Source organism: Lactiplantibacillus sp. 7.2.4 (assembly GCF_018991185.1).
Taxonomy (GTDB): domain Bacteria; phylum Bacillota; class Bacilli; order Lactobacillales; family Lactobacillaceae; genus Lactiplantibacillus; species Lactiplantibacillus pentosus.
The window spans coordinates 21478-37639 of record NZ_JAGYGS010000019.1 but is presented as its reverse complement, the minus strand read 5'-3'; the positions used below and the strand labels follow the sequence as shown (position 1 = coordinate 37639).

The 16162-nt window shown below is 47.3% G+C and carries 11 protein-coding genes; 5 read left to right on the top strand and 6 right to left on the bottom strand.

The features are described 5' to 3' along the window. Nucleotides 1-946: 946 nt before the first annotated feature. The 6 genes from gyrA to dnaA all read right to left on the bottom strand — a co-directional run bounded on the left by gyrA (nt 947) and on the right by dnaA (nt 10236). Nucleotides 947-3556, bottom strand: a complete 2610-nt coding sequence (gyrA, locus tag KGF70_RS08040; protein WP_216768314.1) for a DNA gyrase subunit A — start codon at nt 3554-3556, stop codon at nt 947-949. Between the two features lie 172 nt (nt 3557-3728). Next, the gene (gene gyrB / locus KGF70_RS08035) at nt 3729-5675 is read right to left on the bottom strand and encodes a DNA topoisomerase (ATP-hydrolyzing) subunit B (RefSeq protein ID WP_120769445.1); all 1947 of its coding nucleotides are present in this window, start codon (nt 5673-5675) and stop codon (nt 3729-3731) included. Further along, a complete protein-coding gene (gene recF, locus KGF70_RS08030) occupies nt 5672-6796 on the bottom strand; it encodes a DNA replication/repair protein RecF (protein WP_216768315.1) in 1125 nt (374 codons plus the stop codon). Before recF ends, gyrB begins: the two co-directional genes overlap by 4 nt. Continuing rightward, nucleotides 6797-7030, bottom strand: a complete 234-nt coding sequence (yaaA, locus tag KGF70_RS08025; RefSeq protein WP_216768316.1) for a S4 domain-containing protein YaaA — start codon at nt 7028-7030, stop codon at nt 6797-6799. A gap of 523 nt (nt 7031-7553) precedes the next feature. After that, entirely contained in the window at nt 7554-8693 is a 1140-nt protein-coding gene (gene dnaN / locus KGF70_RS08020) for a DNA polymerase III subunit beta (RefSeq protein ID WP_003637266.1), read from the bottom strand. Between the two features lie 175 nt (nt 8694-8868). Continuing rightward, complete coding sequence (gene dnaA, locus KGF70_RS08015) at nt 8869-10236, bottom strand: chromosomal replication initiator protein DnaA (protein ID WP_056952913.1); 1368 nt, start codon at nt 10234-10236, stop codon at nt 8869-8871. A 507-nt stretch (nt 10237-10743) separates the two neighbouring features. Here dnaA and rpmH point away from each other — a divergent pair. The 5 genes from rpmH (at nt 10744) to KGF70_RS07990 (ending at nt 16045) form a co-directional block, all read left to right on the top strand. Beyond that, nucleotides 10744-10878, top strand: a complete 135-nt coding sequence (rpmH, locus tag KGF70_RS08010) for a 50S ribosomal protein L34 (protein WP_003640225.1) — start codon at nt 10744-10746, stop codon at nt 10876-10878. A gap of 112 nt (nt 10879-10990) precedes the next feature. Next, nucleotides 10991-11335 carry a ribonuclease P protein component gene (gene rnpA / locus KGF70_RS08005; protein WP_003640224.1) on the top strand — a complete coding sequence of 115 codons (345 nt, stop codon included), beginning with the start codon at nt 10991-10993 and terminating at the stop codon, nt 11333-11335. Nucleotides 11336-11350: 15 nt separating this feature from the next. Next, the gene (yidC, locus tag KGF70_RS08000) at nt 11351-12184 is read left to right on the top strand and encodes a membrane protein insertase YidC (RefSeq protein WP_082230195.1); all 834 of its coding nucleotides are present in this window, start codon (nt 11351-11353) and stop codon (nt 12182-12184) included. 837 nt (nt 12185-13021) lie between these two features. Then, nucleotides 13022-14659: a peptide ABC transporter substrate-binding protein gene (locus KGF70_RS07995; RefSeq protein ID WP_216768318.1), complete on the top strand. Its 1638-nt coding sequence runs from the start codon at nt 13022-13024 to the stop codon at nt 14657-14659. Nucleotides 14660-14791: 132 nt separating this feature from the next. Next, entirely contained in the window at nt 14792-16045 is a 1254-nt protein-coding gene (locus tag KGF70_RS07990) for an amidohydrolase family protein (RefSeq protein WP_050338064.1), read from the top strand. Nucleotides 16046-16162 lie beyond the last annotated feature (117 nt).

Below are 16162 nucleotides of genomic sequence, written 5' to 3'. Positions count from 1 at the left end.
TTAAGCCGACAACCCACGTCTTAAATACTGGTCTTCCACGTTGGCTGTAGTATGGATGAAACGTGCTCGGGTCAGACTGGGACTTCCGGTTAGCTACGCCAGAACGCCAAGCGGAAGTTCGCCGCTTAACGCTCTAGCTAGGCTAATCCTCAGTCCCAACCAGCCTGAACCTTACACTCTGAAATAGTACTTGGCCTTGCCCAGAATACCTTCCACCCGGGATGGTATTTGACAGGCTGACATGTGTGGACTCAACTTTTGATGAACTGGTCATTGATTCAAGGTAAGCCATCACTTTTATTGCCAACTGTGAGACAATCGATAACCTCTAAGCTGCTTTCTTCTTTTTTAATTATGCGAACCAGTTGCATTACTGAACTTTTCAGAATTTTTCTAGCCGGTCAAGACGGCAAAACCTAACTTCTCTACACGAGTATCAATTCAATTGCTTAACTCTCAGATTAGTTTCTCTTGGAATTGATTAGTAATCCGGCTAGTAATTTCCAGTCCTTCTTCTCGGTATTTAAATGCCATAAATCATCATCCATGTCGATTCAAAGTTTCATGAAGGTCGAATTTCCTAATATTCAATGGTCAATTGCACCAGAGTATGTGGTCGTTCATCATCCATTCGAGCGGGTTCCCGACTTCCGGGGCTGGCTGACAATGCTCAAGGGCGAAGTTCTTCTTGTCCTGGTGGTCTTCCCGGGCTAGAAGAAGACCCGTATTTGAAATTGCGCAGCGAACTTCTGCGTGAGTTCAAATCGATGTCCGCCCTGTTCCAGCGTTGTCAGCCAGCCCCGGAAGTCGGAATAAGTAGATCATCAGCTGACGAACAGTACGCCAACACCATGACACTTTTCGCCAATCAACCGCCGTACTTCTCACTTTAAGTTCAAAAAAAGCTTCGCGAACACTGTCGCGAAGCTTTAAAATCATTAATTCACTATTCAGCTGAATCGTCTGAACTATCCGTACTGTCTGAGTCCTCTGAACCAGTCGTGCCGTCGTTTGGCGTAGCGGCTGGGGTTTCTTCAACTGACGCAGTCTCGTTTGCGGCTGTGTTATCAGTGGTGCCTTCAGTTGCGTTAGCATCCGTTGGTTCGTCACCTTCAGGCTCTGGATCGACCTTGGCCATCGTGGCAACTTTGCCGTCATCGTCTAAGCGAATCAAGCGAACACCTAACGTGGCCCGGCCAGTTTGTGAGACCGTCGCAATGTTGAAACGAATCATCACACCCTGGTTGGTCATGACCATGATATCTTCTTGACCGTCAACTGTCGTCAAGCCAGCTAAATGACCGTTCTTGTCTGTCACGTTCGCCGTCTTGATTCCTTTACCACCACGACCCTTGATTGGGTAATCAGCGGCTGGCGTTTGTTTCCCGTAGCCTTTTTCAGTGATGATAAAGACGTTGCTGTCAGGCTTCAAGACGTCAAAGCCAATCACAAAGTCATCGTCGCGGAGACGAATCCCACGAACCCCAGAGGCCGTCCGACCCATCGAACGTACCGTGGTTTCATCGAAACTGACCGCATAACCGTCATGGGTCCCGATGATCACGTTCTGGTGACCGTCAGTAATCGTGACGCCAATCAATTCGTCGTCATCCTTCAACGTAATCGCCTTTAAGCCGTTACTCCGGATATTGGCAAATTCTTGAACCGGTGTCCGTTTAACGACCCCGTTGACCGTGGTGAAGAACAGGTAGTTGTCTGACGCACTGGCATCGCCCGTAACGTTAACGACCGCCTGAATCTTCTCACCGGAATTAACACCCAATAGGTTGATGACTGGAATCCCCTTAGCGGTCCGGCCGTATTCAGGAATTTCGTAGGCCTTCATCCGATAGACCTTACCAGCATTCGTAAAGAAGAGTAAGACATCGTGCGTCGATGTCGTTAAGAGGTGCTCGATAAAGTCATCATCGTGCACGTCCATCCCTTGAATCCCACGGCCACCACGATGTTGCGACTTAAATTCAGTCGTTGGCAAGCGTTTGATGTAGCCATTGTGCGTCAAGGTCACGGCAACTTCTTCTTCTTCGATCAAGTCTTCGTCTTCGATACTTAAGACTTCACCGACCATGAGTTCAGTCCGGCGCTTGTCACCAAATTTCCGTTGAATTTCCATTAATTCTTCGTAGATGATTTGGTTGATGCGTTCCTTGCTGCCTAGAATTTCTTTGTAGTCCGCGATCGACTTCAGTAAGTCTTGATACTCGCTCTCAATCTTTTCACGTTCCAAACCGGTCAGGCGAACTAACCGCATATCCAAGATGGCTTGGGCCTGTTTGTCTGACAAACCGAAGTTATCCATCAATTGGTTCTTAGCGATTTCACTCGTTTCAGACTGACGAATGATCCGAATGATTTCATCGATATGGTCAAGCGCGATTCGTAACCCTTCTAGAATGTGGGCCCGTGCTTGGGCCTTCTTCAAGTCGAATTCCGTCCGCCGCCGAATAACGTCTTCTTGGTGTTCCAAGTAATAGATCAAAATCTGCTTGAGACTTAAGACTTTTGGCGCACCCTTGACGATGGCCAACATGTTGAAACCAAAGTTCGTCTGCATCAACGTCATCTTGTATAAATTATTCAAGATGACGGAGGCACTGGCATCCCGGCGAACATCAATCACGATCCGCATCCCTTCACGGTCACTTTCATCATTGATGTCGGTAATGCCTTCGATTTCCTTGTCCCGAGCCAGGCCCGCGATTCGTTCAATCAACTTGGCTTTATTGACCATGTAAGGTAATTCGGTCACGATGATCCGTTGCTTGCCGTTCTTCTGGTCTTGGATATCGACCTTGGCCCGCACGATAATGTTACCGCGTCCGGTCTGGTAAGCTTTCCGAATCCCAGATTTACCCATGACGATTCCGCCAGTTGGGAAATCTGGTCCTGGTAAGACTTCCATCAAGTCCGCAGTCGTTGCATCCGGATTATCCATCAACAAGTGAATGGCAGAAATAACTTCAACCAAGTTATGTGGTGGAATGTTGGTCGTCATCCCAACGGCGATCCCGGTCGCCCCGTTGACTAATAGGTTAGGGAAACGGGCAGGTAAAACTGCTGGTTCCCGCTCCGTATCGTCATAGTTAGGTTGCCAATCAACCGTGTCTTTATTAATATCGCGCAGCATTTCAACCGCGATTTTACTCATCCGGGCTTCGGTATACCGCATGGCAGCGGCACCATCACCATCGACGGAGCCAAAGTTCCCGTGACCATCGACTAGCATGTAGCGATAACTAAAGTCTTGGGCCATCCGCACCATTGACTCGTAAATTGCGGAGTCACCGTGGGGATGATATTTCCCCATGACGTCCCCGACGATCCGGGCCGATTTCTTATAAGGTTTGTCCGGCGTCACACCCAGTTCACTCATCCCGTAAAGGATCCGCCGGTGCACTGGTTTTAATCCATCTCGCACATCCGGTAACGCCCGCGCCACGATAACACTCATGGCGTAACTTAAGAATGACGTCCGCATGGTTTTGGAGAGGTTCACATCCGAAATGCGATTGTTTGATAAATCTGAATCAGCCAAAATATTCGTCCTCCTTCATCCATTTTGCCGCGATTAAAGCTCGTTTAATAATATGTCTACTGGGCAGTCCTACCGCCTAATCGGTTGAGCAGAACTGACGGATTGACCAGGTCATTAACTAACCATGCCAATGTCTCCCAGCCACTCAGCGTTGAACCACTAAGCTGACACACTAAACATCCAGATCCTGGACGAACTTGGCATTATCTTCAATAAATTCCCGGCGCGGTTTGACTTGGTCGCCCATTAACATCGAGAAGACGCCGTCAGCATCGGCCGCATCTTCATCACGAACGCGCAAAAGCCGCCGCTTGTCTGGATCCATGGTCGTTTCCCATAATTGTTCCGCGTCCATTTCACCAAGCCCCTTGTACCGTTGCACAACTGGCTTAGGTGATGGGGCCAATTGTCCCAAGACCTCGCTCAATTCTTCATCGGAATCGATATACTTCACGAATTTACCTTGGCGCACTTGATACAACGGTGGCTGGGCAATATACACGAACCCAGCATCCACTAACGGCCGCATATACCGGTAGAACAACGTTAAGAGTAACGTCCGAATATGCGCACCATCGACATCGGCATCGGTCATGATGATCAACTTGTGGTAGTTGGCCTTGCTCAAGTCGAAGTCACCACCGAAACCAGTGCCCATCGCTGTAAATAGTGACCGAATTTCTTCGTTAGCTAGAATCTTATCGATGCTGGCCTTTTCGACGTTTAAAATTTTCCCCCGGATTGGTAGGATTGCTTGCGTTAACCGCGAACGCCCCTGCTTAGCTGACCCACCGGCGGAATCCCCTTCGACGATGAATAATTCACTGATTTCAGGGTCTTTACTGGTGTTATCGGCTAATTTACCGGGCAGATTACTGATTTCAAGTCCGCTCTTCTTCCGCGTCACTTCCCGCGCACGCTTGGCAGCGACCCGGGCCTTGGAAGCAAGCATCCCTTTATCAACTACTTTGCGCGCAACACTTGGGTTTTCCATCAAGTACTTACTGAAGTGTTCTGAGAACAAGCGGTCCACTGCAGCCCGCGCATCGGAGTTCCCCAACTTGGTCTTCGTTTGACCTTCAAATTGTGGGTCCGGGTGCTTGACACTGACAACGGCCGTCATTCCTTCACGCACGTCTTCACCAGATAGGTTCGCGTCGCTTTCCTTCAACAGGTTATTTTTACGCGCATAGTCGTTGATGACCCGCGTTAAGGCGCGTTTGAACCCTTCTTCATGGGTCCCACCTTCGTAGGTATGAATATTGTTGGTAAACGTCATCAGATTGCTGTGGTAGTCATCCGTATATTGGAGTGCGACTTCCACCGTGATACCGTTTTGTTCCCCTTCCACGTAGATTGGTTCTGGGAACAAGACCGTCTTGTTCTTATCGAGGTATTCAACGTAGTGCCGAATTCCACCTTCATAGAGAAAGTCGTCTTCAGTCGGTTCGTCTGGTCGATTGTCGCGAATCGTGATGCGCAGGCCCTTGTTCAAGAAGGCCAGTTCACGAATTCGTGTCGTTAAAATATTAATATCATAGGTCGTCGTTTCACGGAAAATATCTGGATCCGGCACAAAATGAACGGCCGTTCCATGCGCATCGTCCGGCGCGTCACCGATAATCTTCATCGGTGTCTTCACTTTCCCACGTTCAAAGTCCATGTAATAAACATGGCCATTCCGGGTAACTTTAACATCCAGGCTTGAGGACAGTGCGTTAACGACTGAGGCCCCAACCCCGTGCAGACCACCGGAGACTTTATAACCGCCACCGCCAAACTTACCACCGGCATGTAGAATCGTATAAACCGTTTCGAGGGCTGGTTTACCAGTCTTTTCTTGGATATCGACTGGAATCCCCCGCCCATTATCGGTTACCGTGATACTGTTATCCTTTTCAACGGTCACGTGAATGACGTTTGCAAATCCTGCCAACGCTTCATCGATCCCGTTGTCCACGATTTCCCAGACCAAATGATGGAGACCTTGGCTACTCGTGGTACCGATATACATTCCGGGACGTTTCCGGACAGCTTCTAATCCTTCCAAAACTTGAATCTGACTGGCATCGTATTCACGAGCCTGTTCAAGTTTGGTTTCTTTTTCGTTTTCGGTCAATGCGGTTCCTCCTCTTGTAAAGTGCCGTGACTAACTTCAAATACTTTTGGCGCATTAATTAATTTGCGGGCCACCCCGTCGAGACTCGGCGTGGTTAAAAAGGTCTGCACTTTATCTTGTATCGCTGTCAGCAGATGGGTCTGCCGCGCAGCATCTAATTCTGATAAGACATCGTCTAATAATAGGACTGGGTATTCCCCGGTCTCCGCTTTCATCAGATCAATTTCAGCAAGCTTAACCGACAAGGCGGTCGTCCGCTGTTGGCCTTGGGAGCCATATGTTTGGACATTTTTCCCATTGACACCAAACTGCAAATCGTCGCGGTGGGGCCCTAAGAGGGTCGTGCCTTGAAAGATTTCTTTGGCTTGCTGTTGCTCATACAAAGCTTGTAGCGTTTGATAAATATGGTCGACCGATGTCTGGTCGGCATCTGGGACTTGTGTGACATAGTGAAAGGTCAGTTGTTCTTGCTGCTGCGTGATTTCGCTGTGAACGGCCTGGGCCCACTGTTCGAGTTGTTGCAATAATTCCAGTCGTTTATGGATGATCTCCGCGCCAAATGCCGCTAACTGGTCTGATAAAACACCCAAATAGACCTTATCCTTGGCTTGTTGCCGATTCAACTGCCGTAAATACTGATTACGTTGTTTTAAAATCGTGCGGTACTGGCTCAAGTTATAGAGGTATTTCGGACTCATCTGACCAAATTCCATATCCATAAAGCGCCGCCGAACTGAAGGCGCGCCTTTGACGATTGATAAATCTTCGGGCGCAAATACAATGACGTTCAAATTACCCACGTATTGAGATAACTTGGCCTGTTCGAGGTGGTTCACCTTGGCCCGTTTGCCCCGCCGACCGAGCTCAAGCTCCAGTGGGACGGTACCGGTACTTTTATGTAACCGGCCTTGCAACGTCGCCGTAGTGGCCTGCCAACGAATCAGTTCTTTGTCATTAGCAGTTCGGTGACTACGCGTTAACGCTAACACGTAAATGGCCTCTAGCAGGTTGGTCTTGCCCTGGGCGTTCTCACCGAGTAATACATTGACACCCTGACTAAAATCAATGGTCAGATCCGCGTAGTTTCGAAAATCATGCAAGACTAAATTTTCTAAGTACATCTAATCAGTCGTTTCTTGATTTGAGCGAATAAAAAATGACCCGTTGTCTTCAACTTCAATCGTATCGCCTGGATAAAGTTTCCGACCCCGCCGATCATCTGGTTCACCATTCACTAATACGGTCATTTCTTTAAAAAACCACTTGGCTTGACCACCTGACCCGATGATGGCCGTTTCTTTTAAGAGCTGCCCCAGTGTCATATATGGGGTATTGATATCTATTGGCTGTTTCACAATGTCACCTGCCTATCTGATTACAAGCTATTAAACGATCGTCTGAAGTGTGACGCACACTCCTAACAGGTTATATTATACTTGTTTTTTAATGAAAATTCAATTTATAACCGCGCTCAGAGCCATTTTAAGCCGATTTAAGCCATTTAAATATCGGGATACTAACCCCGGGGTAAATTTGCTGAAATTCGCAAAAATGGCGGATATTCATAAAATATCTTGTTTTTTCGCACACAAATTAGCTGAAAACGCAACTGTTGATTCTCGGATTAGTCAGTAATCGTCTGAAATTGATCAGTCAGTCTCCTCAGTCAGCACTTGCTATGGGCCTTAACGACACGTCGGTCATCAGCGAGCACCACCACTTATTTTTGAATATGCACGATTTAGAACTTCAAAAGTTACACCACAACAAACTAGCGGCTGTACCAGCATTCTGGCAGTTTTAACTGCAGCTAAAAAGGCGCCCAATCTGCATGCGATTGGGCGCCTTTTACTTGTAATTGTATATTTATTCAGCTAATTAGAAAGTCCGAACTGGCGTGATCAGTTGGATGAAGTTTTCGCCTTCTTCAGTTGGAACCAACGTGAATGGGCGTAATGCCATCGTGAATGAAATCTTGATCATCGCTTGGCCGAATGAACGTAAAGCTTCTTTCATGTAATCAGGGTTGAACGAAATTTCAAGTTCATCACCAGCTAAGTCGGTCGGTTGCAACTGTTCGGTTACTTCACCGACATCTGGTGAGTTCCCAAAAATCGTGATGGTTTTGTCCGTTGGGTTAACGGAGAAACGAACCACGTTATTGCGGCTTTCGTGTGAGAGCAAGGATGCCCGTTCGATAGCTGCGGATAATGCGGGTGCTGAAATTTCGACCGTCGTATTGGATTCTTTAGGAATCAAGCGGGACGTGTCTGGATAATTTCCTTCCAGTAACCGGGAATAAAACGCCGTGTTACCAAGCACGAAGAGCACTTGATTTTCAGATAAGCGCATTTGAACATCTGGGTTATCATCGCCGATCATCCGGGATAGTTCCGTGAGACTCTTCCCAGGGATAATCACGTCATAGTTGGCATTATTGGCTTCTGGTAACTTGATGCGGCGTTGACTTAACCGGTGTGAGTCGGTTGCGACGGCTAGGAATTCACCATTGGCCAAAATAAAATGAACCCCGGTCAAGATTGGCCGACTTTCTTGATTAGAAACGGCAATAACGGTTTGTCCGATCAATTCTTTGAGCACGTCACCGGCTAACGTAATGGTATTCGTCGTATCGATTTCAGGTAAGTGCGGATAATTTTCAGGGTCCAAACCATTGATGGTAAAGGAAGCTGCACCAGAAGTGATCTGGGTCTGGAAACCATCCGTAACGTTAACGGTCATGGTATCTTCTGGTAATTTCTTAACGATTTCACTGAAGAACCGTGCAGGTAATACGATTGAACCAGCATCTTCAACGACTAACGTATTGTTGTCATCACTGGCTGGAATCGTCGTTTCGATTGAAATATCGGCGTCACTACCGGTTAAGGTAATGGCATCGGTACTAACGTCTAATTTTAAGCCAGTCAAAATTGGAATCGTCGTCTTTGAAGAAATTGCACGTTGGACATTATTTAATTCTTTGATGAACGCTGATCGATTGATCGTGAATTTCATAAGTTAAATCCCCTCTTTCTAGCGACGGGCACTAGATATAGATTAGTAATAAAAGTTCGTAGTAATAGTAGAGCAGTGGGTACTGTGGAAAACTAAGTAAAAGCTAACGGCTATTGAGTTTTCCACATGTGCATAAGTTGTGGAAAACTTCTTGAGTTATTCTTTTTTATCCACACTACGATTTAAGCTGACCAGTCAGATCACCCACGGCTTTTTGTAACTCGGGGTCGGTTTTGAGGGCCTTCGTTATTTTGTCATGGGCGTGAATGACGGTCGTATGATCCTTGCCACCAAATTCGTTCCCGATCCGTGGGAGTGAACTTTCTGTCAGTTCGCGTGAGAGATACATGGCGATTTGGCGCGGAATCACGATTTGTTTGTTGCGTTTCTTCCCTTTAAGGTCAGCCATTGAAACGTGGAAATACTTGGCGACCTTTTCCTGAATGACGGGAATTGAGACCTCTGATAGTTTACTGCTAAGGTGCAAACTCTTCAACGCATCGGCCACTAAACTAGTGGTAATTGGCGAATTATTGAGTCGCGAATAAGCTTGAACGCGGGCCAGTGCCCCTTCTAGTTCACGGACATTAGAATCGATTTGTCCGGCGATATAACTGAGCGTATCGTCGGGAATCTCGATGCCTTCTAAATCAGCTTTATTCCGCAAAATGGCGATCCGTGTCTCGAGGTCCGGAGGTGTAATATCAACGGATAAGCCCCATTTGAATCGCGACACTAACCGATCTTGCAGTTGCGGAATTTCGTTTGGCAACCGGTCTGAAGTCAGCACGATTTGCTTATCATCTTCATATAAAGCATTAAATGTATGGAAGAACTCTTCTTGCGTTGCTTCCTTATTGGCAAAGAATTGAATATCATCGACTAATAACAGGTCGACGTTGCGGTATTCTTCCCGAAACGCTTCCTGTTTTTTCGTTTGGATGGCATTGATCAATTCATTGGTGAAGGATTCGCTAGTGACGTATTTGATGTTACTAGTCGGATCGGTTTCTAACAATTTGTTACCGATAGCGTGCATTAGGTGGGTTTTGCCCAGACCAACGCCCCCGTAGAAAAACAACGGATTATACATTGTCCCGGGCTCTTCCGACACAACTAACGCTGCGGCATGGGCCATTTGGTTCCCTTTGCCGATGACGAAAGTATCAAATGTATATTTCGGGTTGAGTTTCGTTTCCCGCATAAATGTGGGGGTAGTTGCGGTTGTTGGTTGTTGTCCCGCAACGTTACCGGTAGTCGCCTGCGCGTCGTTATCACGCGTAAGCTGCTGACGTTCTTCTTCCGTTATCATCACCGGCCGGATCTGCTCGTTAGTCGCTTGCATCGCAATGTCCGTGAACTTTGCGGCCAAGTTTTTCTCCCAGTAATCACGATGAAGTTGTGTTGGGACTTCGATCGTCATCTGGGCCTTATCGAGTTGGAGCGGTTTTGCCGGTTCGACAAACGTTTGAAACGTGATCTTGGATAGATCTTGTTCCATAGAGAACTTAATGAGATTCCATAAGTCATTACGTTCCAGCACGTGGATACCCCTTTTCTTAAAAAACGTAATTCTATTTTAGCATGAACATATCGAGTTTTCCACAGGTGGACAAGTTAAAGTTAAGAGAATTCACAAGGTGGTGATTGACAATCCACAGGCTGTCGAAAAATAAACTGTTTTGAGTAAAATTAACAGTTATCCACAAAAACGAGTTTAAAACTAGCCTTGATCTAGCAGCCTTTAAGATTGTTATGCACACAAGAAATACGTCCTGTGGATAACTAAATAACACCCCGTGATTTTGTCGAAAAGTCTGTGGGCAACCTGCGAATAACGGAAAGTTGTGTTTGGGTCGTCCACAATGTCATTCGCAACTAACCGGTCGTTAGTCCAGCAATCAGGTGAACGAAAATTAAATTTACTGGTTTTCAAATAAAGTAAAATATGCTATAGTAGTCAGGAAATGCATTTAGGATGTAAACTGCGTTTTGAAAATAACGACTTAATCGAATTGATTCATGTCATTATGGAGAAGGAGGTGTCATGATGAAGAGAACTTACCAACCAAAGAAGCGCCATCGTCAACGTGTACATGGCTTCCGCAAACGGATGAGCACCAGTAATGGCCGCAAAGTGTTAGCCCGTCGCCGCCAACGAGGCAGAAAAGTATTGTCTGCATAGGCCACTGATTATCAGTGGCTTTTTCTTTACAGTCCTGGACCGAGTGTTTAGGGCTGTAAAGTCGTGTAGCAATTCGCTCAGGTGAGCTTGAGCGCACACATGGAGATGGATTATGCGAAAATCATATCGGGTAAAAAAGGAAACTGAGTTCCAACAAGTTTTTGAGACCCGCAACTCGTATGCCAATCGTCAATTTGTCATTTACGTTTTGGAAAAACCGGGGCAACCTCATTTCCGCGTGGGTATTTCAGTCGGTAAAAAGATTGGGAATGCCGTTGCGCGTAACTGGGTCAAACGCCGGATTCGGCAATCAATCACCGAGCTAAAGCCGCAGCTTAAGCAAGATGCGGACTTCCTCGTCATTGCCCGACCAACCGTTGCCGGTAAGTCGCAAGCCGAAACCAAAGCTTATCTAAGCCATGCGCTAAAGCTAGCGCACCTGCTGGACAATGATTAAAGTGAGGACATTCGTTTGAAAAAGTACAGAAAAATACTGGCAATGCTGGCCGTACTAGCACTTGTACTAGTTTTGAGTGGGTGTAGCAATACTCCCATCACGGATAAGAGTACCGGATTTTGGGATGGCTTGATCATCTTGAACTTCTCACGGGCGATTATTTGGTTATCAAACTTGTTCGGTCATAGTTATGGTCTCGGGATCATCGTCTTTACGTTGATCATCCGGGTCATCATCTTACCATTGATGATCTTCCAAACCCGCAACATGGTAGCCATGCAAGAGGTCCAACCGCAGATGAAGGCTTTACAAAAGCAATATTCATCGCGGGACATGGAAACTCAGCAAAAGCTCCAAGCGGAAATGAAGAAGTTGTACGCCAAGCATGGTGTGCATCCAATGGCCAGCATGTTGCCATTGCTAGTTCAGTTGCCAATCTTGATTGCATTGTACCAAGCAATCTGGCGGACCCAAGTCCTGAAGACCGGTTCGTTCTTATGGCTTCAATTAGGTAGTAAGGACCCGTACTACGTCTTGCCGATTCTGGCGGCGATCTTCACGTTCGCCAGTTCCTGGTTAGCGATGAAGTCGCAACCAGAGCAAAATGGGATGACGACTTCGATGACGTACCTGATGCCCGTGATTATCTTGATTACGGCCATCAACGTGCCATCAGCCTTGTCCTTGTACTGGGTGATCTCCAACGCATTCCAAGTTGGACAAACCTTGCTCCTGCAAAACCCATTCAAGATCAATCGCGAACGGGAAGAGAAGCAAAAAGCAGAACGAGAACGCAAGCGGGCTTTGGAAAAAGCTAGAAAGCGTGCGATTCGCAATCATAAACGTTAAATACAAATGGACCTGCCGTGTGGTGGGTCTTTTTTTGTGCCTTGATTTTATCTTTACTGAATAGTCAAAATTCGCCGTCCGGGTATTTGCCAGCCGGAAATGTATCCTAGTCTGAACTGCGAGGCTGTCTGATAGCGTTGGAACGGGACACTTCAACGCTGACAATCCTCAGCCATGAAATGCTACTTAGTGAACGTTGTGTGCTTGATTATTGGAAGACCAGCACTTCAGAAGTGGGTGTCCGGCTTAAATCTGTGTCGCGTTCCGGTAGCGTCAGAAATTTCTGGAAGCTGGCGCAGAATGAATCTATCACTGTAGGTTTACGCCGATTTGCACTGTTTCCAGCGGGTCTAAGCGAGCCGTCTTAAGAACGCGCATTTTTTAACCATCCATGAATAGGCCTGATACGATAGCAATCTGCTAACCACAGTTGCGCACGCACTTAAAAAAATTCGAAAAAAAGATTTGACAAATCCAAAAATCACCGCTAAGATGTGAATCACATTAAAAAATAATTAGATTAAACGAACGGCCATCGAGGAGTCGGTTATCAGTCAGTCACAGAGAGTCGCGGCAGCTGCAAAGCGACCTGCACTGATCACTCAAAGTCGATAGTTAGTGAGCAGTCGTGTGAAGCGACTGCCGGTTGTACTCGATAGCGTACCAACATATCGTCAATTCATTTGGCCGTATGTAAGTGGCGAGTTGTCCTGACTCGCAAATGAGGTGGTACCGCGTGAAGACGTCCTTTTAAGCAATAGCTTAGTGGGACGTCTTTTTGTGTTTATCGGACGCCAGTTTAAGCTGATTAAGATCATACATATGGAGGGATTAGGGATGCAGGCAAAGTATACATATAGCATTATTGGGGTTGTGAGTGCCTTATTATTAACCGGCTGCTTAGGCGCGGTCTCTAATTCTTCAAAGACGACCAGCGCAGCCAACCAGAATAAGACGTTAGGCATCACGATTCCTGGGGAGCCAATGACCAGTGATCCAACCACGTCGATTGAAACCAATGGTGGTGCCGTCATTACACAAACCGGCGAAGGCATTTATCGCAAAAATGCGAATAATAAGATCGTCGCGGGGGTCGTTGAAAAGAAGGTCAAACCGACTGAGAACAAGACCCGCTACACGTTTACGATTCGAAAGAATGCGCGCTGGCAGAATGGCACGAAGATCACGTCACAAGACTTTGTCACGGCGCTACGGCGGCAGGCTAATCCGAAAACGAAGTCACAAAATCTAGATGCAATCAGTTACATCAAGAATTTCGATGCGGTCAATAAAGGGAAGATGGCGGTCAATAAGCTAGGTGTCACAGCGATCAACAAGCGCACGTTTTCAATTAAATTGAGCAAACCCGTGCCGTATATGAATTACGAGTTCACCAGTTTTTACCCACTCAATACGGCCGCCGTTAACAAGTACGGGTCCAAGCTCGGTAGCAATTCTGCGACAACGGTGGCAAACGGGGCCTACGTCATCAAGGGCTGGAAAGGCTCCAATGATAGCTGGTATTACGTCAAGAACAAGTATTACTGGAATGCTAAAAACGTCAAAATCAAGCGTATCAAAGTCACGGTGACCAAGGACGATAATACGGCGCAGAACCTATTCAACGCTGGGACCGTGCAAGTGACAAATATTTCGGGACAATACGTCAAGAATAATGCCAACAATAAGGAAATGACGGTCACCAAAACTGGGCGGAATAATTACATTTACTTCAATAGTAAGAAGTCGGTCACGGCTAATGAGAATTTCCGGCACGCCCTGAGCCTCGTCGTTAATCAGAAGACGTTGGCCAAGGATGTGTTACAAGATGGCTCGCAAGCGGCAACGAACATCGTCCCGAAAAACTATGCGAGTGATCCAACGACCGGTGAAGATTTCGTCAAGGAAGTCGGCAATCTATCGCCAACGAATATTAAGAAGGCCAAGCAATATTGGCAAAAGGCCCAACAAGAGCTAGGCAAGCAGAAGGTCACGTTGAACTTCTTGTGTGATGACACGGATACCGAGAAGAAGCTGGCGGAATACGTTCAGGGCGTGGCTGAGAAGTATTTGAAAGGTGTGACAATCAAAATCGTGGCGGTGCCACACGCGACCCACGTTTCACGAGATTTCACGGGGAACTTCGACCTAGTCACGGTTGGCTGGGGCCCAGATTACCCGGACGCGCAGAACTTCTTGGATGGCATGCAGAGTTCTAACAGCATCAACTTCACCCAGTGGAAGGATGCCAAGTATGATGCGTTGATGGCGAAAGTCTCCGACACGGCCAAATACACCGCGGCACAGCGGTGGGCCTATGAGAAACAAGCTGATCGCCGGTTGATGAAGCTAGCCGCGGTCATTCCAACTTATCAAGCCTCATCCGCGTTCTTGGTCAGCAAGGATGTCGGTGGATTGAAGTGGGATGAGTTTTCTGGAACGGACAGTCAACTTCAATATGCTTATTGGAAATAATAGATAACCCTGAAAGGTGGTGAGGCGTGGTGGCCAGTCAGTTAAAGAACCAACAATGTTGTGATGAAAACGATGGTCCGTTACCGTTACGAGACGGGACGCGACCTGCCAAAATGAAAGGAAGTCATTATTATGACCAAAACCAACTATATCAACGCCTCAATCTACAGTTCAGAAAAGCAAACGTTTATCGACAATCAGTTTATGACCGTTGACGATACAACTGGTAAAATCATCGCGATTGGTACCGGGACACCCGATACGATTGCTGAACAGACGACCGACATGCAAGGTAAGTACGTGATGCCGGGGATCATGAACGCGCATACGCATATCACCAGTATTCCAACGTATTGGTGGCATGATGGGCAAGAAGACCGCCATCCAGCGTCTCGTGAATACAATACGATGTACGCCATTCGCAATATGCAGGATATGATCAATCATGGCGTCACCTACATCCGCAATGTGGGGGCCCAATATGATATTGACGTCGCCATTGCAAAAATGCAACGCGAAGGTAAGATTGCCGGACCCCGCGTAATGACGTCCGGGCAAGCCTTCTCGATCACAGGTGGTCACGGTGCGGATGGCGGTCATGAAGTTGATGGTGTTGACGCGGTGATTCACGGCGTTCGGCAAGCGCTCAAGATGGGCGTTGACAATATCAAGATGATGGTCACGGGCGGCGTGCTTCGCAATGGTGAAACGCCGGATGACATTCAATTTAACTTCGAAGAGGTCCAGGCAGCGGTCGAAGAAGCCCATCATAAAGGCAAGACAGTCGCGGCCCATGCCCAAGGTAATGCGGGTGTCAAAGAAGCCGTTCAAGCCGGCGTCGATACGGTCGAACATGCCTTTGATATTGATGATGAAACCATTGAAATGATGCGTAAACACGGCACGGTCATTGTGCCGACGATGAATGCGATGTATGCCATTTATAAATATGGTGAAAAGACTGTGCCAGCCTGGGCGCGCGAAAAAGTTATCGTGAACATCAAGAAACACTTCGCAAGTATCACGAAGGCCGCTGCAGCGGGAATCCCAATTGCGATGGGGACGGATGCCGGGACGCCGTACAACGGGTTCGAGGATGAATCCGCTTATGAAATGCAGCTCTATGTCGATAAAGCGGGGATGACACCGGCTCAAGCCATCGATACAGCGACGATCAACTGCGCGCGGGCGATGCATGTGGATGCCGAATACGGGACGATTGCGGCCGGCAAATTCGCGGACTTTATTGCAATGACGGCCAACCCAATCGAAGATATTCGCGTGATTCAGCATGACAAAGACGTCTTCCAACACGGTATCCAAGTCCATCAGGCGGCCCAGGTGGCGGATGTTGAAGAAAATGAACCAGTGCGGCAAGTGGGCTAAGATTGGTCGGATGCCTGCTGGGTGTGGGCAGCGGGCAGTGCTGAACGACAACCTGAACAAGATGGTCAGTAGTCTGAACAAAAACTATTTTGAATACGGCAGTTTATTTTGAAGTCG

What these genes read in the sequence shown, in the direction of transcription:
- recF (WP_216768315.1), bottom strand. Translation starts at nt 6,796, where the DNA reads ATGTACTTAGAAAATTTAGTCTTGCATGATTTTCGAAACTACGCGGAT.
- dnaN (WP_003637266.1), bottom strand. Translation starts at nt 8,693, where the DNA reads ATGAAATTCACGATCAATCGATCAGCGTTCATCAAAGAATTAAATAAT.
- rpmH (WP_003640225.1), top strand. Translation starts at nt 10,744, where the DNA reads ATGAAGAGAACTTACCAACCAAAGAAGCGCCATCGTCAACGTGTACAT.
- rnpA (WP_003640224.1), top strand. Translation starts at nt 10,991, where the DNA reads ATGCGAAAATCATATCGGGTAAAAAAGGAAACTGAGTTCCAACAAGTT.
- KGF70_RS07995 (WP_216768318.1), top strand. Translation starts at nt 13,022, where the DNA reads ATGCAGGCAAAGTATACATATAGCATTATTGGGGTTGTGAGTGCCTTA.
- KGF70_RS07990 (WP_050338064.1), top strand. Translation starts at nt 14,792, where the DNA reads ATGACCAAAACCAACTATATCAACGCCTCAATCTACAGTTCAGAAAAG.